The following is a 25,415-nucleotide window of genomic DNA, read 5'->3' on the forward strand; positions in this document are numbered from 1 at the left end:
ACCCCTCAAGTCCATGCCCGTCTCTGCCCCCACGCGATCGGCGCCCCGTGCGTCGATCGCGTCTGTCATGGTGTCCCTCGGCGTCACGCTGGCGGGAACCGCGTCCTCGCTGCTGCCCGCGACCCTGTCGGCGCAGGCCCCCGCGTCCGGCTCGTTCGATTTCACCATCGCGAACATCATGCGGGGGCCAGAACACACGGGCCGCGATCCGCAGGGCGCGGCGTGGAGTCCCGACGGTCAGTGGCTGTACTTCCAGTGGGCGCCGGCCGGTGCGCCGTGGAATGAGCCGCTGCGTCCGTATCGCGTGCGCACCACTGCCGGCGCGAAGCCGGAGCTGGTGACGGATGCCCACATGGATAGCGTGTCGGCGGTGCTGGCCGATGGAGTGCTGAGCCGAGATCGCACACGGCGCGCCACAGCGGTGCGTGGCGACCTGTATCTCATCACCGTGCGCACTGGTGCTGTGCGACGCCTCACGCAGACGGCCGCCGCCGAAGCGGATCCGCGATTCACGGCCGACGATCGCTCGCTGCTGTTTCAGCGCGACGGCAATGCGTATGTGCTGGACCTGACCAACGGCGATCTGCGGCAGCTCACCGACGTGCGCAACGGCCCGGCGCCGCGCGATCCCGAGCGTGCCACGGGCATGCGTGGTGAGCTAGAACGTCAGCAGCTCGAACTGTTCGACGTGATTCGCGATCGCCAGCGTGCCGACTCGCTGCAGCGTGCGCAGCGCCTGGCCGCACAGGGGCGTGGCTTGCCCACGGTGTACCTGCCCGCCGGTGAACGTCTGGCATCGCTGAGTGTGTCGCCGTCGCTCAAGTACGCCGTGCTGACCACCGCGTCTGGCCCGGGTGGATTCGGGCCCGGCGGCGGCGGTGGATTCGGTGCACAGGGCGGCGGTCAGGGTGGCGCGGCCGCTGCCGGTGGTGCTGGCCAGCCGCGCAACACGATCGTACCGAACTACGTGACCGCAAGCGGTTTCACCGAAGACATTCCATCGCGTACGAAGGTGGGTGATGTCACCGGTCGGTCACGTGCCTATCGGCTCGACCTGGCCACCGGCCGGCTGCAGCCGCTTGGCATCATCGCCAACAGTCTCGACCGTCCTGCCTCGCAGGTGCGTGTGGCGAGCTGGAAGGCCGACGGATCTGCGGCCCTCATCACGTCGTCCACGCCCGACTTCAAGTGGCGCTATCTCACGTCGGTGAGCGACACGGGCGCGGTGCGTGTGGTGCATGCGCTCAACGACACCGCCTATGTGGGCGGCCCCTGCTCGAACTGCATGGGCTGGCTGCCGAATGGCCGCGTGTGGTATGGCAGCGAAGTGAGCGGGTACGCGCACCTCTACACCGCCAACGCGGATGGCAGTGACACGCAGCCGCTCACCAGCGGCAAGTGGGAAGTGGAGCGTGCCGAGCTCTCGGACGACGGCACGTCGTTCCTGCTGCACACCAGCGAGGAGTCACCGTTCGTGCGTCATGCCTACCGCATGGCCGCCACCGGTGGCCTGCGCACGAAGATCACGCGCGAGCATGGTGGTCACAGCCTCACGCCGAGCCCTGATGGCAAGCGCTTCGCCGATGTGTACTCAGCCAGCAACCTGCCGCCCGAGCTGTATGTGATCAACGCCGATGGCAGCAACCAGACGCGTCTGACGGTGTCCACGTCTGAGGCGTTCCGTTCGCGCACCTGGCTCAAGCCGGCGATCGTGAAGATCCCGGCCAGCGATGGCATCGAGGTACCGGCGCGCATCTATCGTCCGGAAGACATGGGCGTGAAGCCCAACGGCGGTGCGGTGATGTTCGTGCATGGTGCGGGCTATCTGCACAACGTGCACGACTTCTGGAGCACGTACACGCGCGAGTACATGTTCAACCAGTTGCTCGCCAGCAAGGGCTACATCGTGCTCGATGTGGACTATCGCGCGAGCGCGGGCTATGGACGCGACTGGCGTACGGCGATTTATCGCTGGATGGGTGGCCGCGATCTGGCGGACCATGTCGATGCGTCCAAGTGGCTGCAGAAGGAACATGGCATCGATCCCGAGCGCATCGGCCTGTACGGCGGCAGCTACGGCGGCTTCATGACGCTGATGGCGCTGTTCACGGCGCCCAAGTCGTTCGGCGCGGGTGCCGCACTGCGCAGCGTGACCGACTGGGCGCATTACAACCACGGCTACACGGGCGGCATCCTCAACCTGCCGCAGGGCGATACGCTCGCCTATCGTCGCTCGTCGCCGATCTTTTTTGCCGAAGGCCTCGAGGATCCGCTCCTCATGGCACATGGCATGGTCGACACGAACGTGCACTTCCAGGACATCGTGCGTCTGTCGCAGCGCCTGATCGAGCTGGGCAAGACGGATTGGGAGCTGGCCGTGTATCCGGTCGAAGACCACGGGTTCGTGCGCCCCGATTCGTGGACCGATGAATATCGCCGCATCTTCGAGCTGTTCGAGCGCACGATTGGACCGAACGGTAGCAAAGTGAAGAAGTAGGCCACTGAGGTTCTGGGCGGTCCGATGTTCGGTGCTCCAGCATCCGACGCATGGATTCACACTCTTGTCGATCACTGGCGTGGTCGGCAGGAGTGGATCCTCGCTCAGCAAATGACCATTGCCGGCATTGCCTCGCCCACGGGCGGGGAGGGTGCACGCGGCGCCCATATCGAGGCGGCGCTCAGGGCGATCCCTGCCTTTGCCGTCAGCCGGGATCGATACGGCAACGTGTGCGCAGTGGTGTCTCCACACGGGCATACAGCAGCGCCCATCGTGTGCATGGCGCATCTCGATACGGTGTTCGACGCCAATACCCCGCTCGTCGTGCATCGCGACCACTCGATGGTGCGATGCCCCGGCATTGGCGACAACAGTCGCGGGCTGGCGGTATTGCTGGCACTTGCTCACAGCCTTGGCGACGCCGCGACACTGCGTCACCTCACCCGGCCCGTGCACCTCGTCGCCACGGTGGGTGAAGAAGGAACAGGAGACCTTCGCGGTGCGCGCGGCTGGTTCGATGATCGTGTCGATCGTGAGCGTGCACCATCTGCCGTCATCGCCATCGACGGACCCGGCGACGACACCATCGTGCACCGTGCACCGGGTTCGGTGCGACTGCGGATCATGGTGTCGGGGCCCGGTGGGCACAGCTGGACCGATGCCGACACCGCCAACCCCATTCACGCCATCGGGCACATGGTGGCTGGCGTAGAGCGTCTGTCGGCGCAGCGCCCGGCCGGCACGACCGTGGCCGTGACCCGCATCGGCGGCGGGGAATCACTGACGTCCATTCCGACCACGGGTTTGGTGGACATCGACATTCGCGGTATCCAGCAGGACGCTGTCCAGCAATTGCGCGCGTCTGTGCTGTCGATTGCCAGTCAAGCCGTGCGCGATGAGTCTGCACGACACGGCCGTGGGCCACTGACCCAACAGGTCACCGTACTCGGTGAACGCCCCGCTGGCGCCATCGGTGATCACCATCCGCTCGTGCGCGCCGCCATCGTCGCAACGGAGCAGGTGGGTCGCACGGCGCGTCCCGGCATTGCGTCCACGGACGCGAATATTCCACTGTCCCGAGGCATCCCTGCCATCGCGCTGGGTGCTGGAGGTTCAGGCGGCGGTGCGCACACACTGGATGAGTGGTTCGATGATCGGGACAGTCACCGCGGCGTGGAGCGCTTGTTGCGTCTCGTACTGCGCCTTGCCACCGAGCCGTTGTCAGTCAACCAGCTCGAACGCTGAAGCACTCGGCGCGGTGACAAAGAACTGCGACCGCTGCGCCGCGACGGGGTGCGCGCGCACGTAGCGCTCGCGCCAACGCGCCATGAAGGCATCGGCCTGCGCAGCGGGAATCATCGCCCAGACACTGCCGCCAAATCCGGCGCCAAACGCACTGGCCGCGTCGGCGCCCAGATCGCGTGCATAGCGATGGAGATGCACGGTCTCCGCAATCTGGTTCTCCAGCGCCCGCTCGGCACCGAACTGCGAGGCGTCGACCAATGATCCGAATGCGGACAGGTCACTGGACCGCAAAGCATCAGCAGCCTTGGGCACGAGCACAAAGGCCTCTTCGAAGAACTGCTCGAGCCGTGCGCGAAAGTGGTGTGCACTGAAGTCGGGATCCACCGCGAGCTCTGCGGCCGTCATCAAGGCCCGTGGCACATCCGTTGGCACGCCCCCGCCAGCGGCAGCCATGAACGCGCCGTGCAGCGTGCGCACATCATCACCGGTATGACGATTCCAGGCCTGGACCAGGCGATGCGCCGTGCGTGCCACGCGATTGTAGCGTTCCCGTGCCGCGCCCGTCTTGGCTGCCACCACACCACTGACCGCAATGACAAAACGATGACCATCCGGCCAGGGCACGGTCTGCTCGTGAGCCGCCGGAATCCACCGGAACACATCGAGCTGGCCCGGCGCGCAGCAGAGGATGGCCGTTTGATCCTGTGCACCGCCCATCGTACCCACGCCTCGCTCGCCGCCCAACCCCGCGAAATCGCCGCCGTTCTCCAGTGCGCCCACATAGCCAGCGAGCGAGAGACGATCGGTGATGGCTCTCGTCCATCGTGCATCCTGCGTCAGGTCCGCCACTGAGGCCATCGCGACGGTGAGGCCCACGGTGAGTGCGCTCGAACTGGACACACCCGCAGCAGGTGGCAGGTTGCTGGCAATGGCGATATCGGCACCACGCACGGCCCCGCCAAAGTTGCGCATCAATCGGGACACCGTAGTGCGTGGGTAGACGGACCACGGGATTGATCCACGCTGTGGATGACCGATCGCCATGGACACGGTCTCACGGCGACGTGCGTCGCGAATAACGACCATCGCATCGTCGCGGGGTCGCGCCACCACGACCAGCGCGCGCTCCACGGCGCACAGCAGCGAACGCCCACCCGCGTAGTCCACATGCTTGCCCAGCACTTCGATACGCCCGGGCACGAGCCAGGTGCGGCGATCCCGCCGCGGTACGTCCACACGATCGAGCGCTAGGTGTGCGTCTCGCCACAGTTGCTCAGCGGCCTTGGCCGCCTCTGGCGAGAGCGGCGCGTCCGGGAGAGGGTAGGCATCGAGGATGGCTCTGCCCCCCATCACGGCGACGTTCTCCGACTCATCACGCGACGGGATTGACGGACATGAGCCGAGCCGTCACGGATGCGATATCACTCCGCTGCGAGAGATCGAGCACAGGTTCCGCCATCCGGATGGCGCGAATGCGGACTTCCTCGCGCAAGGCAAGCGCCACCGCCTCCGGCAGCTCGTACTCTCCGCGCGTCGAACGCGGCACCCGACGGCACGCATCCACAATATCCGGCGTAACGGCCCAGAGATTCATGCCCACCCATCGGGCCGACGTACCTGCAGGATCCAGACTGTCACCAGGCTTCTCGATGATGCCGCGCAATATGTCGTCTTCGTCGATATCGAGCACCGCATAGGCTCGCACCCGTTCGGCGTCGATGTTGCCGTCACGGACAAGGACATCCCGGTCAAACGCCACTGTGCCCGCGCCCTCGTGTGAGGCGAGCGCCGCGTACGCAGCCACCGGGTAGTAGTTGTCGGCATTGAGTACCAGAAACGCTCCATCACCCACGACAGCGGCGGCGCGCACCACGGCATCGGCCGTACCGATCGGCGCGGGTTGCTCCGCGTACGCCAGCTCCACGCGGCGCGGTGGTGACGTGGCAAAATGCTCACGGATCGGATCCGGCGCAGGACCCACCACTAGTATGACGCGCTCAATACCCGCATCGGCCAACCCCGAGATCAAGTATTCAACAAAAGGCCTGCGAATGGGGATCAGTCCCTTCGTGCCAGTCGACGCAGCAGCATCCTGCTCGGCATTGAGCGACGCCGCCGCATCAGCCCGTCGCATGCGCGTGCCCAGCCCGCGCGCCATGATGACTGCGGTGCGTATCGCCAATGACGTCAGGGTGTGGTGCCCGGACCCTAGGGCGCCGTGGACGTCCGCCACGCGCCACGCGTGAAGTCGGGGAACTTGATCGGTGCACTGCCCTTCCGCATGGACTGCTCGCTCAGCGGGAACGGTACACTCCACGCCACCGCGTCGTACACATCAAAATCCGGAGCCAGCCCCTCACGCATGCACTGCACCAGACGGTAGGCCATCACGAAGTCCATGCCGCCATGCCCGCCCTGGCGCGCCTTTTCACCCACGGCGGTCCACAGCGGATGCTCGTAGCGGGCCTGCAGATCGGCCAGCGGCGTCCATCGTTCTCCGTCTGGTGCACCGTCGATATACAACCGCGGTGGGTAGTCGTTGAAGATCGCCTTGGAGCCCTGCAGGTTGTTGAGCCTCGAGTATGGGCGTGGATTCACCACGTCATGCTGTAACAGGATGGTGCGCCCCTTCGCCGTCTTGATCAGCGACGAGTTCATGTCGCCAGCCTTGTAGCGCTCGCTCCACTTGGCGTCGCCCTGAGGCACATGCTGCTCACGCCATTCGCTGAGCCCGGCCTCCGGTGACCCCATCGAGACCATGTAGTCGAACCGGTCGCCGCGGTGGATGCCGAGGTACTGCGCCACGGGACCGAGACCGTGCGTCGGATAGAAGTTGGCGTCGCGTTCGGTGTGCGGAGCACGACGCCACAGCCCCTCATCCCGATCCTCGAACAGGATCTTGCGCAAATCGTGCAGATATGCGGCTTCGGCGTGCAGCAGTGTGCCGAATATCCCCTCACGCACCATGCGCAACACGGACAGTTCGCTGTTGCCGTAGCAGCAGTTCTCCATCATCAGGCAGTGTCGCTTCGCCTTCTCCGACGCCTCCACGAGCTTCCAGCAATCCTCGACGCTCATCGCGATCGGCACCTCACTGGCGCAATGTTTGCCATTGGCGAGTGCGGCCAGCATCACCGGTGTGTGCCATTGCCACGGTGTCGCGGTGTACACGAAGTCGATGTCTTCACGCTGCACCAGGCGCTCGAAATCGCGCTCGCCATTCGTGTACACGATCGGTGCCTTGCGTCCGGCTTTCGTGACCATGTCTACAGCCCGCTGAGCCTTCTCAGGGGCAATGTCGGCGAGTGCGGTAATTTCAACGCCCTCGATAGCCAGCCATTCATTGAGCACCGAGCGACCACGCAGTCCGGTACCCACGATCGCGATGCGCACCACGTCATACCTGGCAAACGGCACGCCAAGCATGCTGCCGTTGGTGGACGGCACGGGAGGAGCAAGATCGACACGCCAGTCATCAGTGCTGGCCAGCAGCCGCATGGGCGCACCGACCATGGCAGTGGCGGCTGCGGCAGCCGCACCGCCCAGCAACGTGCGTCTCGAGAGCCTCCCGTCGTCGGTCATCAGCCTTCGCCTCGCAGCTCCGAGTGATCGCCGAGCGTCATCCGGCCACTCACACCATCCACCACGACGTGATCGCCGAGGAAGCAGTCGTGGAGTGTCGCGTTGAGAATCTGCGTGCGCTCACCAGCCACCGTGTCCCGCACGGTCGCATGACGCACCACACTGCCCGCACCGATGGACACATTGGGTCCCACAGTCGCGTACTCGATGGTGACATTGTCTTCGATGTAGACCGGCTCGACGATCGTGGCGCCCTCGCCGAGCGAGGCCGGGCGGCGAGCCCGTCCCTTCTCGAGCATCGTGCGATTGGTGTCCAACAGTGTCTCGAGCTGTCCCGCATCATACCACCCGTCCACATCCACGACTTTGATCTTCGCGCCCTTGTCGATCATGTACTGGAAGGCGTCCGTGAGGTACCACTCGCCCTTGTTCGGGGCCGTGGTCAACACATGCGCGATGCCTTCGTACAGCAGCTTCCAGTTGCGGATGTAGTACAGACCGATGTTGGCGCGCTTGGAGATCGGGTCCTTGGGCTTCTCGACGATGCGCGTCATGTGACCATCGGCGTCAGTCACCACCACGCCGAAGCGCTGGTAGTCTTCGACTTCCTTGGTCCAGATGATGCCGTCGGCGTCGGTGTCCTTGGTGATGCTCAGGTCGGCGTCGAAGATGGTGTCGACGAAGATGATCAGCACGGGCTGGTCGACATATTCCTTGGCCAGCGCCACGGCGCCCGCGGTCCCGTCCTGCACCGCCTGTTCGATGAACACACTGGGAATGTCGTAGCTGGCCCGTGTATAGGCCTCGACCTTGTCCTTGAGATGCCCCGTGATGTACACGACCTGCTCGACGTTACCCAGGCGCATGACATCGTCCATCACATAGCTCATGACGGGGCGCCCCGCGACCTTGAGCATCGGCTTCGGCACCACGTGCGTGTGCGGGCGGAGTCGCGTGCCTTTACCGGCGAGCGGGATGATAACCTTCATGATGTCGTCGGGATGTATGGTGGACAGGGCGCAGCAAAGCGGCGCTGTGCCCCCAAGATGCAGAACGGCGACGTCCCCCGGGAGGGGCGTCGCCGTCATGGTTTGGCCTCGAAGCGGGTGACTTACGGGGCGTTCGTGCCTTCCCGGCCGTAGCGATCCTTGAGGCGCACCACGTCGTCGAGCTCCGGCGTACTCACCTCGAGCACGTCGCAATCGGTGACGGCCTCGATGTAGTGAATGGTGCCCGGCGTAATGCGGAACGACTGCCCCGTGGTAAGCCGCTGGTCCTGAAGTTCCGACTCTCCGGGAAGTTGGACCCAGTACTTCATCTCGCCCTGCAGCAGGTAGACCGTTTCGTCCTTGCGCTCATGGTACTGCACCGAGAGCGCCTGGCCGGCCGTGACGTGGAGGATCTTGCCGACGTATCGGTCCGTGTGAGCCCAGATCGTCTCATGCCCCCATGGCTTGGGGACATGGCGTACCTCCACGCGGCCGCTCACGCGCGCGCACCGCCCATCCGGCGGCGCAGCAGACCCAGTTTGCGGCGCAGCGACCCGTCCATGACCGTATCGCCCACCCGCACCACCACACCGCCGAGGATGCTTGGGTCAACGGTCATATGCGGCACGATGGTCTTGCCGAGCGCCTTCGACAGCCGATCGGCGATCATCTTGGCTTCGTCATCAGCCGTCTCACGGGCCACCGTCACCCGCGCATGCACCACGCCGGACGCCGCATCACGCAGCGTCTCGTACTCGGCCGCGATGACCGGGATGAGCATCTGGCGACGGTTCTTCACGAGCTGCTGCAGGAATCGCAGGAACAGGCGCGGCACATGATCGCCGAGTGCCTTGGACAACACCGCCGACTTCTGTTCGGCGGCAATGCGCGGCGACTCGAGGAAGCGCGAAAGGTTCACATCCTTGCTGATGGCGTCCGCCACCTGGCGCAGCGTCGTCCCCCAGCCCTCCGCGTCGTCCGCCTTGCGGGCGAGGACCAGAAGAGCCTCTGCGTAATTGCGCGCGACGGATTCGCCCTGCACGCCGGCCGACATCAGCGCGCCGCCTTGCCGTCGAGCGACGCGAGGAAGCTCTCGACGATCTTGCGGTTGCCCGCCGAGTCGAGGTTTTGCTCGATGACGCGGGAGGCACCAGCGATGGCGAGATCGACGGCTTCGCGGCGAAGGTCAGCGATGGCGTTGGCCTTTTCGCTTTCGATCGCACGACGGGCCTGCTCGATCATCTCTTCCTGCTGCTGCTTGGTCTGCGCGAGCAGGTCGGCGCGCATCTTCTCGGCCGTTGCACGGCTGTCGGCGATGATGCTCTGCGCTTCGTTGCGCGCCTTTTCGAGTTCCGCTCGCTGCTGAGCCAGTGAGGCTTCGGCGGCGGCGCGATCGCGCTTGGCGCCTTCGATCGCGTCTTCAAGCGCCTTTTCGCGGGCCTCGACGGCGGCGAAGAGCGGCTTGAACGCGAACTTGGCGAGCACCACGAAGAGCAGTGCAAAGATGACCAGCGTCCAGAACATCAAGCCGGCCTTCGGCTCGAGCAGGTTCACGGCGCCACCCTGGGCCTCATTGGCCAGGGCCGGCGTGGCGATCAGCAACTGCGCGGCAACGGAAGCAAGCACGCCACGGCGGGCGGAAAGAGCGAACATGGAAAGGTCCACGAGAATGGAGGAAGCGCTGGGGCGTCCGGGTGATTGACCCGAACGCCCCACACGCAATCAGATCAGAACGTGATCTTGCCCTGGATCTGGAAGCCGATGACGACGCCGAACAGCGCGGCGCCTTCGATCAGCGCGGCGAGGATGAGCGCAGCCGTCTGGATGCGGCCAGCCGCTTCCGGCTGACGCGCCATGCCTTCCACCGCCGAACCACCGATGCGGCCGATGCCCAGGCCGGCGCCGATCACGGCACCACCGGCAGCGATGCCAGCGCCGATCATGGCGAGGCCCTTCGGATCCTGCACCACCGGCGCGGCGGCCTGGAGGAGACCCATGATTTCCATCGTATTACTCCGAGTCGTAGTCGTTATGAACCTGCACTCCCGACGGACACTCAGGTCCGCATGTCCCGTCAGCGAGCCGTGAAGCTCAACGGGCGTTGCCGGTCGCTCGACCGGCTACCGGACACACCGCAGGGGAGAACCGCGGCGCGTCCGTTGCAACAGCGTACGACTAGTGGTGCGCTTCCCGGATCTGACCAATGAACACGCAGGCGAGCAGCGTGAAAATGAAGGCCTGCAGGAAGCTGACAAACAGTTCGAGCATGCTGATCGCGACGGCCATCAGTACCGGCACACCGGCCAGCGCCCAGCTCTGGAACGCAAAGATGAGACCAATGAGGGCGAGCAGCACGATGTGCCCCGCCGTCATGTTGGCGAACAGACGGATCGTGAGCGCAAACGGCTTGGAGATCTTGCCGACCATTTCGACCGGCGACATCACGAAGAACATGACCACGCGCATGACCAGCGGCAGGTCCTTGTTCCAGTAGAAGATCGTGCTCAGGTAACCCACGCCATTGGCGCGGATACCAGCCAGTTCCACCACGATCGCGGTGATGATGGCCAGGGTGGCTGTCACCGAGATGTTGCCCGTGGCGGTGGAGCCGTAGGGGATCATCCCGAACAGATTGCACGTCAGGATGAAGAAGAAGAGCGTGAGCGCGAACGGCACAAAGGCCTCACCGTGGTGTCCCACGTTCGGCAGCACGACTTCATTGCGCAGGTACAGCGCGAGTGCTTCGATCCCGCCCACGAATCCCTTCGAACGACCGCCGTTGGCATGCTGCGCCTTCGACTTCACCGCGGCCGTGATGAGCACGATAGCCACGAGCAGTGCGGCGGCAATCATGAACACTACGTGCTTGGTGGGCGACAGATCGAGCGCAATGCCGCCGATATGCACCGGCTCCCAGTGCGGCAGCTCGATTTCCTTGTAGAACGGCGCCTGCCAGTAGGGCAGTTCGAGATGATGGCCGTCGGTGATGTGCGGCGTGATGATGTCGACGGGGCCCGCTGCGGGCGCGCCATGTTCGGCGGCACCCGCAGCGGGTGCGCCATGCTCCTGCGCGGCAGCGGGAAGCGGCGCGACGGTCAACATCAATGCGGCAGTGGCCAGTCCGGCCAGACGGGACAACGAACGGATCATCGACTGCATCCGGGTATGAGCGTCAGTTCAGAAAGAGCGGCTCGACGAGCGTCGAGAGGAAGTAGAACACCACCAGGGACAGCAACGCGGGGCCAGCCACCAGTCCCAGCGCCTTGATGCCGAGCAACGCCCAGAAGGCAACGGACGCAAACCGCAACAGCACGCCCAGTCCCCATCCGGCAATCACCTGCTGACGTGCCACCAGTTTCGCGATTGCGAAGGTGAACGTCTGCACGATGACGGCGAGCCATGCACTTGCATGCAGGGCCTGCACCGACGGTGCATCGGTCCAGACAAACGTCTGCATCACGAACACGCATGCGATCACGATCATGACCTGCGCCACGGTGAATCGCAGCAGCGCCGTCATCATACCCGGTGCCGTGGTGCCATCCTGCAGCGGCGGATTTGTCATGACCACCTGCGTGACCAACGTGATTGCGTCATGGTGTCGAGTCGTCGTTGCGATCGGATGAAGCGCGTGTATCGCGCTGTGCCGCGGTCACACGACGATAGCCGGAGTAAAAGGCCCCGCCACCACCTACCAGCACACCACTCAGTAGAAAGAGCGGCGCCGTGTCGAATCGGCGATCCATCCAGTTGCCGACGTACACGAACAACAGAATCGCGGCAAAAAACTGCATCCCGAGTCCGGCCAGCGCCCATGGCGAGACTTCTCCAGTGGGCGTGGATGGGGGTGTGGAACGATGCGGATTTTCTGCCATTCGAGGGCGGAACCTAGGGGCTTGTGAAATTTTTCGCAAGCGAACATTCTGACCGAAACCGAACATACGCCGGCAATACGATCAAAGTCAGTAAAGATCAAGTTGCATCGTCACTTAGGACGAAAATGGGCCCTTGACAGGCCGTACCGGAGTTAATAACGTGGCGCCGTATCGAAATGTGACTGCTGATCGTCCAACCGTATGTAAGTCCGGCGTTTCCGCGACACGCGTCACTTCCCGACAATCTCCCAATCGTCCTGATGCTCGCGCGCATCACCGTTCCATTGCTGGCAGCGGCTGGACTCGTTTTCGCGTGTGGACCGCGAACCTCGAGCCCGGTGGCAAACGCTCGCCCGAAAACGGGGGCGGACAAAGGGGTTGTGTCTCATGTCATGGTGGATACGGCCAATGGGACGGTCGGCTTCGCCATCGAAGTCACGAACGACTCCCCGAAGCGGGTCGAACTGACGTTCCCCGATGGTCGGACGCACGACTTTGTCGTGCTGGATTCGGCGGGCCGGGAGATCTGGCGCTGGAGTGCTGGCCGTTTGTTCACCCAGGCCATGCAGAACCGCCTCTTGGATGCGCACGATTCCGCCGTGTACCGTGAGAAGTGGGCACCGGGCACGCCGGGGCACTACACGCTGGTGGCCCAGCTGCGCAGCGAGAACTACCCGGTCCAGCAGCGCGTCGACTTCGCCCTGCGGTAGAGTCGACAGGGGCTGCATCGGCGTCTGCGCCAGCGGCCGTCGCGGATCGCAGCGGCGAGCCGCGTTCCGTCCCCGGGGGCGTACCGGCGACGAGCCCCGGAGATACATTGCGAAGAATTGGCAACGGACGTCCACGGGCGTCCGTTATCGTTTCCGCCAGCCAGTTGGTCGATGCCTTTCGCGTGCGTTCGTTTCCCGGTGAGGGATTCGGATCGCTTCCCTGCCCCCCACACGCTTCCTCGTGACTTCATCCCCGGACGCAAACGATCTCGCCTTGCTCGATCGCCTCGCGACAGCGCGGCGGGAGCTTCGGCAGCAGATCGCGCAGCGCATTGTCGGTCAGGCGCATGTCGTGGACGACCTGGTGACCGCCCTGCTGGCTGGCGGACACGCCGTGCTGGTGGGTGTTCCGGGCCTGGCGAAGACCCTGCTCGTGCAGACCGTCTCGCAGGCTCTCGACCTCACCTTCTCGCGTGTGCAGTTCACGCCTGACTTGATGCCGAGTGACATCACCGGCACGGAGTTGATGGAAGAAGAACCCGGCACCGGCAAGCGGGCGTTCCGCTTTGCGCCGGGCCCGGTGTTCGGCAACATGGTCCTTGCCGACGAAATCAACCGAGCCCCACCGAAGACGCAGGCGGCCCTGCTGCAGGCCATGCAGGAGCGCACCGTGACGGTAGCGGGTCGCACGTACGACTTGCCGCGCCCGTTCTTCGTGCTGGCCACGCAGAACCCGATCGAACAGGAAGGCACGTATCCCTTGCCGGAAGCGCAGCTGGACCGCTTCATGTTCGAACTGACGGTGGGTTATCCGACCCGCGAGGAAGAAGAGCAGATCGTGCTCTCCACCACGGGCGCCACGCAGGGCGAAGTGAAGCCGGTACTTGGCGCGGAGGAGCTGCTGCAGATGCAGCGTCTGGTGCGCCGTTTGCCGGCACCGCCGAGTCTGGTGAAGTACGCGGTGCATCTGGCGCGCAGTACCCGTCCGGACGCCGCTGAGGCCACCGCACGGGTGAAGAAGTACGTGAGCTGGGGCGCCGGTCCGCGCGCCTCGCAGTATCTCGTGCTGGGGGCCAAGGCGCGGGCGGCGATGGACGGACGTGCGATGCCGGACCTGGATGACGTGCGCAGTGTGGCAAAGGGTGTCCTGCGCCACCGCATGGTGATGAATTTCCAGGCGGAAGCGGACGGGATCGCGACGGAGTCCTTGATCGAGTTCCCGAGCTGACATCAGCGGGACCGAACGGCTGACGGAGAACGGGAGGGTGACCGAACAGGTTGCCCTCCCGTTCTTGTGTTTTGGACCAAACTGGGTGGAGATTCGCCGTGCAATGGAGTGCCGATGAAATGACATCCCGCTGACACCCAACCGAAGCATGGGGCGCGACGCCGAGGTCGTCGGCGGTATGGTTGGTGACAGCTCTGCGAGGAGGATCGTGCGATGGCCAGAGTGAGGAATGCGATATCGGGTGACCGTCAGCCACCGGAGTTGGCCGACCTACCGCCATCACTGCGCCGGGATTCGGCGCCGGATCCCACCGATCAGCGACCGCAGCTCGTGGTGCAGACGCTGGGCGCAGCCCGCATGATCATCGGCGGGCAGATCATCACGGCGCAGTCGGAGATTGCCTTCGCGATCCTGCTGCGGCTCGTGTATTCCCCTGGCATGCAGGTGGCCCGCGATGTGTTGCTGGGCGAGCTGTGGCCCGGTCAGGCCAGTGTGCGGCAGCGCGCGAACCTTCGGCAGGCGCTGTACAAGCTGCGCAGCATGGGCGTCGACATCGCATTGCGTGGTGAAGCCGTGCAGCTGACTCGGGCGCAAGTGCGTCTCACGTTCTCCGTTGAGCGCGAAGTCGCCACGTTTGACCGCGACGTCACGCGGGGCGACGAACCGTTCGGGACGTTTGTGCCCGACCTCATCGCCTGCAGTGCACCGTATGACGTGTGGCTCGAGCAGGCGCGAGAGGTGGTGCACGGCGATATCCGACGCGTGCTCGTGGAAGTGCTGCGGCTGCGCCGGGAGCGCGCGGACTGGTCGGCAGCGGAAGTGTTGTCGCGGTGGATTCTGCAGTTCGACCCGCTCAATGAGGATGCGACGCTGACGTTGGCGGAGTGTCGGATGATCTTCGGATCCAAAGTCGAAGCCGTGGCGATTCTCGACAAGTACTTGCTGGAACTCGGGCCACAGGCCACTGAGATCCGGCTGCCCGCACAGCAATTGAGAAGGCGTCTTGTGGACCCTAAGGCACGCCGTCGCCCCCTCCCCGGATCGACGGAAAGGCACTTCATAGGCCGAGAAAAGGAGCTTACCGACCTAACTTTGTCACTCCGACGCGCGCGCTGGAACGATGGCAGTGCGGTACTGCTGCACGGACCGTCAGGAATTGGGAAGACCAGACTGGTCTCGGAGCTTGGCAAGCTCGCGCAGATCGAAGGCTATCTAGAAGTTTCGGTCGAATGCCGAGAGACAGACAAAGATCGCCCTCTTAGCGTGTTCCTTGAGGCCATCCCAGAACTGCTATCGACGTCTGGTGCACTCGGATGTTCACCAGAAAGCATGAGCGTATTGCGAAGGCTCGTCGGCGAACGACTAGACGCACCTGCCCTATCTCACCCTGGAGTGGAGGGGAACAGTACTTCACGTGCTGAAGACGGGTACGATACGGTGCGGGCACAGCCCGTGCGAAATGCAATTGTCGACGTAGTCGGAGCCGTATCGGAAGAACGGCCACTTCTACTCGTTATCGAGGATGCACATTGGATGGACGACGAGTCTTGGGATGCGATTGCCGACCTAATCCAGAGAACTCCGTCAATGAGAGTTCTCTTGGTGATCACATCGCGATCCCGCTCGATACTGTCGAGTCGGCCAAGCCGTGTGCCGCAAAATCTCGTGCTCAAAGCTCTGGCGGCTCTCAATCCTCTCGCCAGCCTCACGCTTGCGCGAGCGATTGGAGAGGACTATGCCGCGACGATGGATGTCAATACCGAACGTTGGATCGTCGACGCAGGAGAAGGAAACCCACTGGTCCTGCGCGCTCTAGTCAATTATTGGATCGAGACCGGTGAAGCGGGAGGAGTACCACCGACATTGCAACTCCTCCTTGAGCATCGGATAGATAAACTCCACACGCATGCGCTCCGCGCCATGCAAGCGGTTGGCTTGTTAGGAAAGTTCGCATCCATCGAGCGGATCGGTCAGATCCTTGAATTGCCCAATCATGAGTTGATGGCTGCCCTCGAGCAGCTCCAAGAAGAGGTGTGTTTGTCTCGCGCGGAAGCCTCAGTATTGGTGACTCATGATCTGATCGGGAGAACAGCGATATCGAGACTTCCTAGCCTTGTGAAATTCGCAATACACCTGGCAGCTGGGTCGACACTAGAGAACGAATATTTGCACTCTGGAATTGGCAGTCTATTGGTCGAGTCGCTCTATCACTATGCGATGGCGGGGAGTGCTGACCGATGCGCTCGCGTAGCAATTCGTCATTCGGCTGATCTTCTTCTTTCGGGGCGTCCAAAGACGATACTTGGTGTGCTTCAGCAACTCGACACAGGAGAGCTGGACTCCGAGATTCGCGCACAACTAGACGGGTTGTGCGGACGCCTGGAACTTGAGGCCGGTGAATACGGGCGGGCGTTGCTCCACTCACCAGGCGGATACGTAGTTCCGCGTACTCCATTGGCGATGACAGAGGCAGAACTTGACCGACTTTTGTCTGCCATCGACTCTGCGCACCGTGCGGATGCTTTAGCGGACAGGGACGAGTTGGCTAAGATGTGCGCAAGCATAGTCGCAGCCCCACTTGCCATCTCAGCAACCAGAATCCGTGCCGCGGAAATCGGGTTGACCATCGCGGCGAACACATGTGACTCTGCTGTCGCGGACGCATGCTATTCTGCCATTGAATCGAACCCTGAACCAGCCAGTGGTATCTCAGAGCAGCGTCAACGACTCTCACTGCTCTATCACACAGTGTTTGGGGATCTTGATACGGCAAGCCGCATTGCAGAGGAGATGGTGCGCAGACTAGCTCGAGTCCAACCCTCGACGGTTGCTGCTCAGGATATCGGGCGATCTGCATACGCCCTTCGAATGAGCGGAAGAATTGTGGAAGCCGAAGAGCACCTTCGATTGGCCTTTACCATGGCCATGGCAGTCGATGCTCCCAAGCTGGCACTTTACCCCGCATGGCAACTGGCGCAAATGCACCTCGACTGTGGAGATGCGAGCAATCTCGTGCATTGGCATGGAGTCCTGCAGAATTTGACTTCTACCGAAGACGACTCAGTGTCCTCAGGCTTCTTGACCGCACACTATTGCCATGTCGCAATCGAGCTTGGCGATCTTGCAGGGGCGCGCGTACACCTAGACAGATTGCGCACCGTTCTTCCTAGGATTCCGACCATCAAGGCGAGCTCATATGTCATCGCGCTCGAAATCGGAGTTGCACTCCAAGATCCGACTTGGGTGCCAACTGAAGAGATTGTAGCGGTGGCGCTGGAGAGGCATCGCCGCACATCGACCTTCGGCACGAGCGACTATCTAACAACACAGATAGCCCGAGCGATGGCGCGACTAGGGCGATATCAGGACGCCCATTCCTTCATTGGGACCTACCTCAACACGCTCAGGAGGGAACGCGGAACACCTTCTACGGCACTTGCTTCCACCTTGGCGATACTTGATGGCCGAGAGTCTAGGCAACAGCCGGCGTCTTCACTCGCTTCCTAACGATCTCTAGGATCTGAGTGAGTGAGTGAACCTTCCCGGAATCGGTACTATCGAACAGGCGCCGGAAATCCGGAGAACCGACCAAAGCATCACAAATATCGGGATCGAACTGAATTCCTCTGAATTTTCTGAGTTCTTCTCGAACCTCAGTCTCGCCCAGCGCCTTTCGATACGGCCGATCAGTTGTCATGGCGTCGATCGTGTCCGCAAACATGATGATCCGTGAGCCCAGTGGGATCTCACGTCCACTTAGCTGATCCGGGTACCCTGTTCCGTCCCAGTTTTCATGATGATGCCGGACAGCAGGAACAATATCCTGTAGATCGGAGATCTTTGCCACCAACTCTGCGCTCTTGATCGGGTGCAATTCCATGATTGCACGCTCCTCTGGCGTCAATCGCCCCGGCTTCATGAGGATTGGAGCAAAGATCTCGTGAATCTTGCCTACGTCGTGGAGCAGAGCAGCGACCGAAATCCGTTCGATCTCTTTGGGGGTCAATCCTACGACCTGCGCGATGATCCGAGAATAGCGACTCACTCTTTGGGAGTGACCCGAAGTGTAAGGATCGCGGAATTCGACCGTATGAACGAAAAGTTCAAGCAGCTCTTTGTTCGTGGTCTCGAGCTGGTGCTTGGACTGGTAGGTAAGACGAAGTCCCAAGATTAGTGCACAGAGTACACCGACACCCCATCCACCCCAATCCACATAAGCTCGCGCGAACGCAAACACCCCAGGCACTGCGACAATGTCGTACACAAGGCCAGCAGAGTTCCCACCAGCCCATGTCTTTATGATACTCTTGCCTTCCGCGAGCCCGATGACAGCTGCGACAGCCAGCGTATTCACAAGTAGAAATGCTACAACCGCGGCGATGTGCGGTCCGGTCTGGAAGCTATGATCGATCTGTAACGACTGCCCTCCAAGGAGGAGGTAGCAAGCGATCGACACACATCCAGCGAGCACGATCTGACTGACATTAAAAGCCCGCTTGATCGCGAGCTTTGGCTTTAGCATCTCGGCGACAAGCGAAGAAGCGCCGACGATACCCACTGTTGCCCATGACGGATAGAGTACGAACGCCGTCAGGAAAGGAATGAACGAGACTGCACCGAAGGTGCTGCCTTGAACCCTATAGCTCAGGATAGTCCCGAGGAAAGCTACCAGAGTAAGCCATCCGGCTCCCTCAAGTAGCGCCAAGTCGACAGCTGGCTGGTATAGATAGAGCCCGACAAGCGAGGCAGCTGAGGCTGCCACGATCGCATACACGTAGGCGATTACGCTTGTCTTCATCGACTTGGAAAGGTGTGGCCCCGCCAACTCTTAGCTATCAGGTCAGCCCCAAAGCTTCAGGTCAGCCAACACAACCGACATGAGTACATCAACGAGCTCAGCCAGGAATTCCACTCTGCGTCACCTCCCTTCGGGGTAGTCACGCACGCTCCTTTCAGAACGTGGGTGCTTTTCGAGGTTGGCTCCGCTCCTACTGCTTTGGCCTGCCCGCTCAGCTCCGCTCTACGACGGTTGACGGGGACAACGGGATGCTTCGTCGATTGGTGACGAATGAAGTGTGTGTGGACGGGTGCCTTCGGCGGCGCCCTATCTGTCCAGATGCAACCAGCGGTTCGTCGCGTCGAGCACTGCCAGTACTGCGCTCGTCTCCGCGCTCTCCCGCACTTCACAACTCCCCGTCAACACCACCGGCTCGCGACCCACACGCGCCGAAATGCTCACGAAGACAAACTCTCGATCGAATGCTTCGAGAACCTTCGCACCCTCGAGCCCAAGTTCACGGCCACCTGCCTGCGCTCCACGCGCTGCCATGATCGCCTGCACGGTTGCCCGCGCTGCCAACTCGACCCGAGACCGCTCCGATTCCTGTCCGTCCGCTTCACCGACAAACTCCTGTCCGTCGCGCGACAGGGTGACCAGACAGGTCACCCCCCGCACCCGCGACCGCCGCACTTCGATATCCTCGAAGATCAGCAGACGCCGCCCCAGCATCACATCGGGACGGGACACTACGGGGGCAGACGACCCGAAACGTGAAAGGACACTTTCCTGCACCGCTCCAGGCAGGCCCGCCGTTGCATCCCCCAGCACAGCGGCGGCGGGCTCAACCACAGGGGAGCCCGGTATCGCCGCCGCGGCCACCGGAGCCGCCACGGGAGCCGCCACGGGAGACGGAATTGGCGATGCCGTGGACGCTGAAGCCGGAGCACCGGCTGGCACCGCGGTCACACCGGCCACCCCGCCCACAGGCGGCACGGCCCGATCCACAGCACGGGGAGCATCTATCGTCGTCGCTACGGAAATCTTGCGGTGGTTCACCCGCAAACCGAGCTGCGCCATCAGCGCGCTCTCGATATTCCGTACCGTATGCTTCGGGACCACCTGGTCCGTCGTGAGCACATGAATCTCATCGACAGCCCCGGTCTCACTTGGGACGATGCGGACGGACAACACGCCCGGGAGCGTCTGAATCAGCTCCTCCGCACGTCGGATCGGGAGTACGCTTCCTGCGATCGTCCCACCGGACACCGAAGGAGAGGTCATGCCGAAGTTGATTGGTATGGACAGGCTGAGCTCCGCTGCAAAGGCGAACCGAAGCGTCCGCTCCGGCTGTCAACGGGCCAAATATGTGGCTGAGATCGCATTGTAGCAAGGCTCACGATCGGCCAACCACTTGTCCCGCTTGAATGTAGGACCTTGTACCTCATGTTTCCTCTAGGGTGGAGTCCCCTTCGCCCTCTTCCCCGCCCTCGTACTCCCGCAGCTTCCTGTACAGGGTGCGCTCCCCGATCCCCAGCCGCTCAGCCGCCTTCCGGCGATTCCCGGCACTGTCCCGAAGGGCCGCCAGGATCGCCACCCGCTCGATATCGGCCATCGTCATGCTCGCATCGAGGGTGATCACGGGCTGCGGCACCGCCTGCTCCCGGGGCTCGATGCCCCGATGCCCACCGGACGCCGCCGCCACACTCATGTCCTCGTAGCCACCGCCTCCCAACGACGCAGGATGCCGCACTTCTCCGACCCAACCATTCGACATCGGTGCCCCGGGCGCCATCTGAACCACACGCGTCTCCACATCCATGCGACGCCGCAACTCCTCGACCTGCAACTTGAGTTCGACGAGTGAGCGCACAATGAATTCCAACTCGCGCCCCTGCGCGCGCTCGGCGCCCTGCAACACCGGACCGACGTGCACCGGTAGCAGACGACGACCACCGCCGTCGCGAATCGCGCGCGGAATGTCATCGGCCACGATCTCACGACCGTGCGCGAGCACCACCATGCTCTCCACCAGGTTGCGCAGTTCGCGCACGTTGCCGGGCCAGCCGTACTCGACCAACAAACTCAGCGCATCGGCGGAGATGCCCTGGAATTCGCGATCGTGCATCCGCGAGAACTCGGTGACAAAACGGCGCACGAGCAAAGGAATATCGTCGCGCCGTTCCCGCAGTGGCGGGAGATACACACTGAGCACATTGAGGCGATAGAAGAGATCGGCGCGGAAACCGCCCTCTTCCACATGCTCACGCAACGGCCGATTCGTAGCAGCCACCACACGCACATCGATCGGGATGGACTGACTGCCGCCCACGCGCGTGACTTCGCGCTCCTCGAGCACACGCAACAGTTTCACCTGCGTGGACGGCGGAATCTCGCCGATCTCATCGAGAAACAGCGTGCCGGTATCCGCCAGCTCAAAACGCCCGAGCCGTCGCTCTGCGGCGCCCGTGAAGGCGCCTTTCTCATGACCGAACAGCTCGCTCTCGAGCAACGTCTCCGGCAACGCGCCGACATTGACGGCGATGAAGGGCTTGCCACGACGCGGACTCAACCGATGAATCGCACGCGCCACGAGTTCCTTGCCGGTGCCACTCTCACCCTCGATGAGCACGGTGCTCGTCACCGGCGCGATCTGCTCCACCTTGACCAGCACTTCGCGAATGCCGGCCGACTCACCCACCAATCCAGTGAGTTCCGCGAGGCGACGACGCTCCAGTCGCCGACGAATCGCATCCACCACTTCTTCGAGATGGACGGGCTTGGACCAGGTGTCGGCATAGCCGATTTCGCGTAGCCGGTCGAGCAGTGTGGGATCGCTGACATCGGTGAAGCCGAGCACCGGCACATTGTCCCACAACAGCTGCCGCACGAGCGCGGTGTTGGCACCATCGAGCAACGCGCCCGTCAACACCACGATGGTCGGACGCGCGCGACGGATCTCGCCGCGCACATCATCCATCGGCGAGATCGTGACGGTCTCGACGCCTTCCGCCTCCAATGCCGCATTGAGGCGCACCGCCGGCTCGACATCCGTCATCAGGATGGCGACGACGTTGCGTTCCGCGTCGTCCACGCCGCCGCGACTGTGCGCTGCGGGGCGTGCGCGAGTACTCACGCCTTCCCCGGCCGCTTGTAGAAGGGAAGCTTCACCACGCGCGCCGGCACACGCTTGCCACGAATGTCGACTTCAAACCGCGTACCTTCGACCGCCGCGGCGGCGGGCAGATAGCAGGTGCCCACAGGGATGCCAAGCGTGGGACTCATGGTGCCACTGCGCACTTCGCCGAACGACACGCCGCCATAGACGACCGGGTAGCCGTGCCGTGGAATGGCCCGCTCCTCGCAGGTGAAGCCGACGAGCTTGCGATCGGTGCCGTCCTGATGCTGCTGCACCAACACGTCCTTGCCGAGGAACGGCTCGGCTTTACCCAGCTTGACGAGCCATCCGAGTCCTGCGTCGAGCGGCGTGATTTCGTCATCGAGCTCGTTGCCGTAGAGGCACAAGCCTGCTTCGAGACGGAGCGTATCACGCGCGCCGAGTCCGCAGGGCGTGACCGTGCCGGCCGCCATCACGGCGTTCCACATGTCCGGCGCACGCGTCGCATCGAAGTACAGTTCGAATCCGAGTTCACCCGTATACCCCGTGCGCGAGATGATGCAGGGGATGCCCGCGACTTCGCCTTCGGTGAACCAGTAGTACTTCACGCCATCGAGTGGCACGCTGGAGAGCGACGCCACGATGGTGGGTGCCTGCGGGCCCTGTACGGCGAGCAGTGCCATGGCGTCGGACACATCCTCCATGGTGCAATCGAAGCCCGTCATGTGCGCGCGCAGGTGTGCGAGATCCTTGTCGCGATTGCTGGCGTTGATCACGAGCATCAAGTGATCCGCGAAGCGATAGACGAGCAGGTCGTCGACAATGGTGCCGTTCGCGCGCAGCAGGGTGCTGTACTGCACCTGCCCCACGGCCAGCGCGGCGACGTCATTGCTGGTCACCGACGACACGAATCGAATGGCATCGGGGCCGCGCACAATGACTTCGCCCATGTGCGACACGTCGAACATGCCACACGCTTCGCGCACCGCCTTGTGTTCGACGGTGATGCCGGCGGGATACTGCACCGGCATTTCATAGCCGGCGAAGGGGACGATCTTCGCGCCAAGCGCGACGTGGGTATCGTGCAGCGGCGTGCGCTTGAGCGAAGAGCCCTGCGCGCCGGAGTCGTTGGCAGTCATGATCGGGATGGAAGAGCTGGCCAGCGCCACCAAGTGTGTGGTGGCCACAGGTCCTGAAAGATGCCCGAACCTACGCGCTCATGCCAGTTCGGCAATGGCTGCCAAAATCTCCTCGGCGTGCCCTCGAGATTTCACCCGTTCGAACACCCGCGCGATGCGACCGGCGGGGTCGATGAGGAACGTGGTACGTACCACGCCCATGTACGGTCGGCCATACAACACCTTCTCTTTCCACACATCGTACGCTTCCAGCACCTGACGGTCGGGATCGGCGACCAAGGTGAACGGCAGCTCGTTGCGGGCCTTGAATCGCTGGTGCGAAGCCACCGAGTCGGGGCTGATGCCGACCACGACCGTTTTGCGTCGACGAAAGCGCGGTACGCCATCCCGCAGGTCGCAGGCCTGTACGGTGCAGGTGGCGGTGCTGTCCTTGGGATAGGCATACAACACCACCCACTTGCCGCGCAGTGAGGACAAGGTGAGCGGCTTTCCTGCGTCGGTGAGCAACGTGAAATCCGGTGCTTCCTGCCCAGCCGCTAGGGGCATGTGCTCACCCCAGCGGCGCGTCGATCAAAAACGCCCATCAACGCAACGTCACAGGCGCTCGCCACCCATCAGCACGGCCATGATGGCCTTCTGCACATGCAGGCGGTTCTCGGCCTCATCCCACACCACACTCTGTGGACCATCGATCACGTCGGCGGTGACTTCTTCTCCACGGTGTGCCGGCAGACAGTGCAGGAAGATGGCCTGACGGGCGGCACGGGCCATCAGTTCGGCGTCCACCTGGTACAGCGCAAACGCCATCGCCCGCTGCGCCTGCTCCTCTTCCTGCCCCATCGACGCCCACACGTCGGTGGTGACGACGTCGGCGCCGTCGACCGCTTCACGCGGGTCACGCAGCAGGTGGACATCACCGCCCTTCGCCTTCGCTTCCTGCAGGAACTGTGCGTCCGGATCGTAGCCCTCCGGGCAGGCCATGCGCAGCGTGAAGCCGAGGTGTGCAGCGGCTTCCATCCAGGAGTTGGCCATGTTGTTGCCATCACCGATCCACGCCACGGTCTTGCCACGCACGCCACCCAGGTGCTGCTGCATGGTGAGCACATCGGCGAGCACCTGACAGGGATGGGACAGGTCCGTCAGGCCATTGATGATCGGCACGGTCGCGTACTCCGCCAGCTCCACCACATCCTGATGCGCGAACGTGCGGATCATGATGCCGTGCACGTACCGCGAGAGCACGCGCGCGGTATCGGCGATGGGTTCTCCGCGCCCGAGCTGCACATCGCGCGGCGACAGAAAGTGCGCGGTGCCACCCAGCTGGTTGGCGCCCACCTCGAACGACATGCGGGTACGCGTCGAGGCCTTCATGAAGATCATCGCCAACGCCTTGCCCGCCAGCGGTTTCGCCTGGTATGCGCCAGTGCGCATCCGTTCGGCGAGATCGAGCAGGGCGTACGTCTCGTCCGACGAAAAGTCGGCGATGTTCAGGAAGTCGCGATGCGCGTGCTGCATGGGCTCCTGCATGTTCGGGCCACCATTGGGGGTGGAACGCAGACGGCGCGGCTCAGGGGCCGCGCCGGACGATAGAACCCCTGAATCATAGTGACCCGTGCCCTCCGGGGGCAGCGGTGCGTCGTCACGGCGTTGGCGGAGGATCCGGAGCGGGCGTAGACTCCGGCATGCGACGTCTTCTGCTTGCTCTGCTCGCGCTGGTTGCCATCGGCGCTCTCGTCCTGCGACTGCGGGATCCGGAATCACGTACCCTCGACGATGCGGCGCGGCGAGATGTGCCAGGCCAGTTTGCGCGCCTTTCAGACGGTATCACGCACTACGAGGTGGCCGGTCCGGACAGCGGCATGCGCGTGCTGCTGGTCCATGGGTTCTCGGTACCGGCGTACATCTGGGATTCGACCTTCGTTGCATTGACAGGGGCGGGGTTCCGCGTGGCCCGCTACGACACCTACGGACGCGGCTGGTCGGATCGCCCGGATGTGGCGTACGATCGTGCGCTGTTCAACCGCCAGGTGGGCGATCTGCTGGACACACTGGGCTGGACCAGCGATGTGCAGCTGGTGGGCCTGTCGGCCGGTGGTCCCATCGTCGCGACCTATACCGCGCAGCAACCGGCGCGCATCCGTTCCTTCACGCTCGTGGATCCGGCGGCGGGCACGTCGGGGAGCACGCCGGCGATGTTTCAATGGCCGCTGATCGGTTCCCTGCTCTGGCAGGGCATTGCCGTGCCGACGATGGCC

Annotated in this window: 23 protein-coding genes; 6 read left to right on the forward strand and 17 right to left on the reverse strand. The window is 63.3% G+C overall.

Features of this window, described 5'->3' with window-relative positions; genetic code table 11:
- The first annotated feature begins 13 nt into the window (after positions 1-13).
- Together VGE27_RS05705 and VGE27_RS05710 are read left to right on the forward strand one after the other, a co-directional pair.
- Entirely contained in the window at positions 14-2,497 is a 2,484-nt protein-coding gene (locus VGE27_RS05705; RefSeq protein ID WP_331048674.1) for a prolyl oligopeptidase family serine peptidase, read from the forward strand.
- 24 nt (positions 2,498-2,521) lie between these two features.
- A complete protein-coding gene (locus VGE27_RS05710) occupies positions 2,522-3,742 on the forward strand; it encodes a M20/M25/M40 family metallo-hydrolase (protein WP_331048675.1) in 1,221 nt (406 codons plus the stop codon).
- Here the strand turns inward: VGE27_RS05710 and VGE27_RS05715 are convergent.
- From VGE27_RS05715 to VGE27_RS05765, 11 genes are all read right to left on the reverse strand, one after another.
- A complete protein-coding gene (locus tag VGE27_RS05715; protein WP_331048695.1) occupies positions 3,719-5,092 on the reverse strand; it encodes a galactokinase in 1,374 nt (457 codons plus the stop codon). The genes VGE27_RS05710 and VGE27_RS05715 overlap by 24 nt on opposite strands.
- Positions 5,093-5,114: 22 nt before the next feature.
- Complete coding sequence (locus VGE27_RS05720; RefSeq protein WP_331048676.1) at positions 5,115-5,900, reverse strand: sugar phosphate nucleotidyltransferase; 786 nt, start codon at positions 5,898-5,900, stop codon at positions 5,115-5,117.
- A 50-nt stretch (positions 5,901-5,950) separates the two neighbouring features.
- On the reverse strand, positions 5,951-7,324 hold the full coding sequence (locus tag VGE27_RS05725; protein WP_331048677.1) for a Gfo/Idh/MocA family protein: 1,374 nt from the start codon (positions 7,322-7,324) through the stop codon (positions 5,951-5,953).
- On the reverse strand, positions 7,324-8,313 hold the full coding sequence (locus VGE27_RS05730) for a sugar phosphate nucleotidyltransferase (protein WP_331048678.1): 990 nt from the start codon (positions 8,311-8,313) through the stop codon (positions 7,324-7,326). The genes VGE27_RS05725 and VGE27_RS05730 overlap by 1 nt, the downstream gene beginning before the upstream one ends.
- Before the next feature lie 122 nt (positions 8,314-8,435).
- Positions 8,436-8,813: a cupin domain-containing protein gene (locus tag VGE27_RS05735; protein WP_331048679.1), complete on the reverse strand. Its 378-nt coding sequence runs from the start codon at positions 8,811-8,813 to the stop codon at positions 8,436-8,438.
- Positions 8,810-9,367, reverse strand: a complete 558-nt coding sequence (locus VGE27_RS05740; RefSeq protein WP_331048680.1) for a F0F1 ATP synthase subunit delta — start codon at positions 9,365-9,367, stop codon at positions 8,810-8,812. The genes VGE27_RS05735 and VGE27_RS05740 overlap by 4 nt, the downstream gene beginning before the upstream one ends.
- Positions 9,367-9,966, reverse strand: coding sequence for a F0F1 ATP synthase subunit B (gene atpF, locus VGE27_RS05745; protein ID WP_331048681.1), 600 nt, complete (start codon positions 9,964-9,966; stop codon positions 9,367-9,369). The genes VGE27_RS05740 and atpF overlap by 1 nt, the downstream gene beginning before the upstream one ends.
- Positions 9,967-10,040: 74 nt before the next feature.
- A complete protein-coding gene (atpE, locus tag VGE27_RS05750; RefSeq protein ID WP_197525981.1) occupies positions 10,041-10,310 on the reverse strand; it encodes an ATP synthase F0 subunit C in 270 nt (89 codons plus the stop codon).
- 178 nt (positions 10,311-10,488) lie between these two features.
- Positions 10,489-11,463, reverse strand: a complete 975-nt coding sequence (gene atpB / locus VGE27_RS05755; RefSeq protein WP_331048682.1) for a F0F1 ATP synthase subunit A — start codon at positions 11,461-11,463, stop codon at positions 10,489-10,491.
- 22 nt (positions 11,464-11,485) lie between these two features.
- Complete coding sequence (locus tag VGE27_RS05760; protein ID WP_331048683.1) at positions 11,486-11,878, reverse strand: hypothetical protein; 393 nt, start codon at positions 11,876-11,878, stop codon at positions 11,486-11,488.
- A 28-nt stretch (positions 11,879-11,906) separates the two neighbouring features.
- Positions 11,907-12,188, reverse strand: coding sequence for an AtpZ/AtpI family protein (locus tag VGE27_RS05765; RefSeq protein ID WP_331048684.1), 282 nt, complete (start codon positions 12,186-12,188; stop codon positions 11,907-11,909).
- A 380-nt stretch (positions 12,189-12,568) separates the two neighbouring features.
- Between VGE27_RS05765 and VGE27_RS05770 the strand changes: the two genes are divergently transcribed.
- From VGE27_RS05770 to VGE27_RS05780, 3 genes are all read left to right on the forward strand, one after another.
- Positions 12,569-12,898: a BsuPI-related putative proteinase inhibitor gene (locus VGE27_RS05770; RefSeq protein WP_331048685.1), complete on the forward strand. Its 330-nt coding sequence runs from the start codon at positions 12,569-12,571 to the stop codon at positions 12,896-12,898.
- A 241-nt stretch (positions 12,899-13,139) separates the two neighbouring features.
- Positions 13,140-14,126: a MoxR family ATPase gene (locus VGE27_RS05775; RefSeq protein ID WP_331048686.1), complete on the forward strand. Its 987-nt coding sequence runs from the start codon at positions 13,140-13,142 to the stop codon at positions 14,124-14,126.
- Positions 14,127-14,456: 330 nt separating this feature from the next.
- Positions 14,457-17,633 carry an ATP-binding protein gene (locus tag VGE27_RS05780; RefSeq protein ID WP_331048687.1) on the forward strand — a complete coding sequence of 1,059 codons (3,177 nt, stop codon included), beginning with the start codon at positions 14,457-14,459 and terminating at the stop codon, positions 17,631-17,633.
- Here the strand turns inward: VGE27_RS05780 and VGE27_RS05785 are convergent.
- The 6 genes from VGE27_RS05785 to argF form a co-directional block, all read right to left on the reverse strand.
- On the reverse strand, positions 17,599-18,924 hold the full coding sequence (locus tag VGE27_RS05785) for an HD-GYP domain-containing protein (RefSeq protein ID WP_331048688.1): 1,326 nt from the start codon (positions 18,922-18,924) through the stop codon (positions 17,599-17,601). The genes VGE27_RS05780 and VGE27_RS05785 overlap by 35 nt on opposite strands.
- A gap of 306 nt (positions 18,925-19,230) precedes the next feature.
- Positions 19,231-20,187 (reverse strand): hypothetical protein, encoded by a 957-nt coding sequence (locus tag VGE27_RS05790; RefSeq protein ID WP_331048689.1) that lies wholly within the window; start codon positions 20,185-20,187, stop codon positions 19,231-19,233.
- 160 nt (positions 20,188-20,347) lie between these two features.
- Positions 20,348-22,039 (reverse strand): sigma-54 dependent transcriptional regulator, encoded by a 1,692-nt coding sequence (locus VGE27_RS05795; RefSeq protein WP_331048690.1) that lies wholly within the window; start codon positions 22,037-22,039, stop codon positions 20,348-20,350.
- Positions 22,036-23,160, reverse strand: coding sequence for a glycine cleavage system aminomethyltransferase GcvT (gene gcvT / locus VGE27_RS05800; RefSeq protein WP_345787988.1), 1,125 nt, complete (start codon positions 23,158-23,160; stop codon positions 22,036-22,038). Before gcvT ends, VGE27_RS05795 begins: the two co-directional genes overlap by 4 nt.
- A gap of 78 nt (positions 23,161-23,238) precedes the next feature.
- The gene (bcp, locus tag VGE27_RS05805; protein WP_331048692.1) at positions 23,239-23,706 is read right to left on the reverse strand and encodes a thioredoxin-dependent thiol peroxidase; all 468 of its coding nucleotides are present in this window, start codon (positions 23,704-23,706) and stop codon (positions 23,239-23,241) included.
- Between the two features lie 48 nt (positions 23,707-23,754).
- Positions 23,755-24,675: an ornithine carbamoyltransferase gene (gene argF / locus VGE27_RS05810; RefSeq protein WP_331048693.1), complete on the reverse strand. Its 921-nt coding sequence runs from the start codon at positions 24,673-24,675 to the stop codon at positions 23,755-23,757.
- A 167-nt stretch (positions 24,676-24,842) separates the two neighbouring features.
- On the opposite strand from argF, the gene VGE27_RS05815 reads away from it, so the two are divergent.
- A partial coding sequence (locus VGE27_RS05815) for an alpha/beta fold hydrolase (protein ID WP_331048694.1) occupies positions 24,843-25,415 on the forward strand: 573 nt, incomplete at its 3' end.

The organism is Gemmatimonas sp., assembly GCF_036405635.1.
Lineage (GTDB): Bacteria > Gemmatimonadota > Gemmatimonadetes > Gemmatimonadales > Gemmatimonadaceae > Gemmatimonas.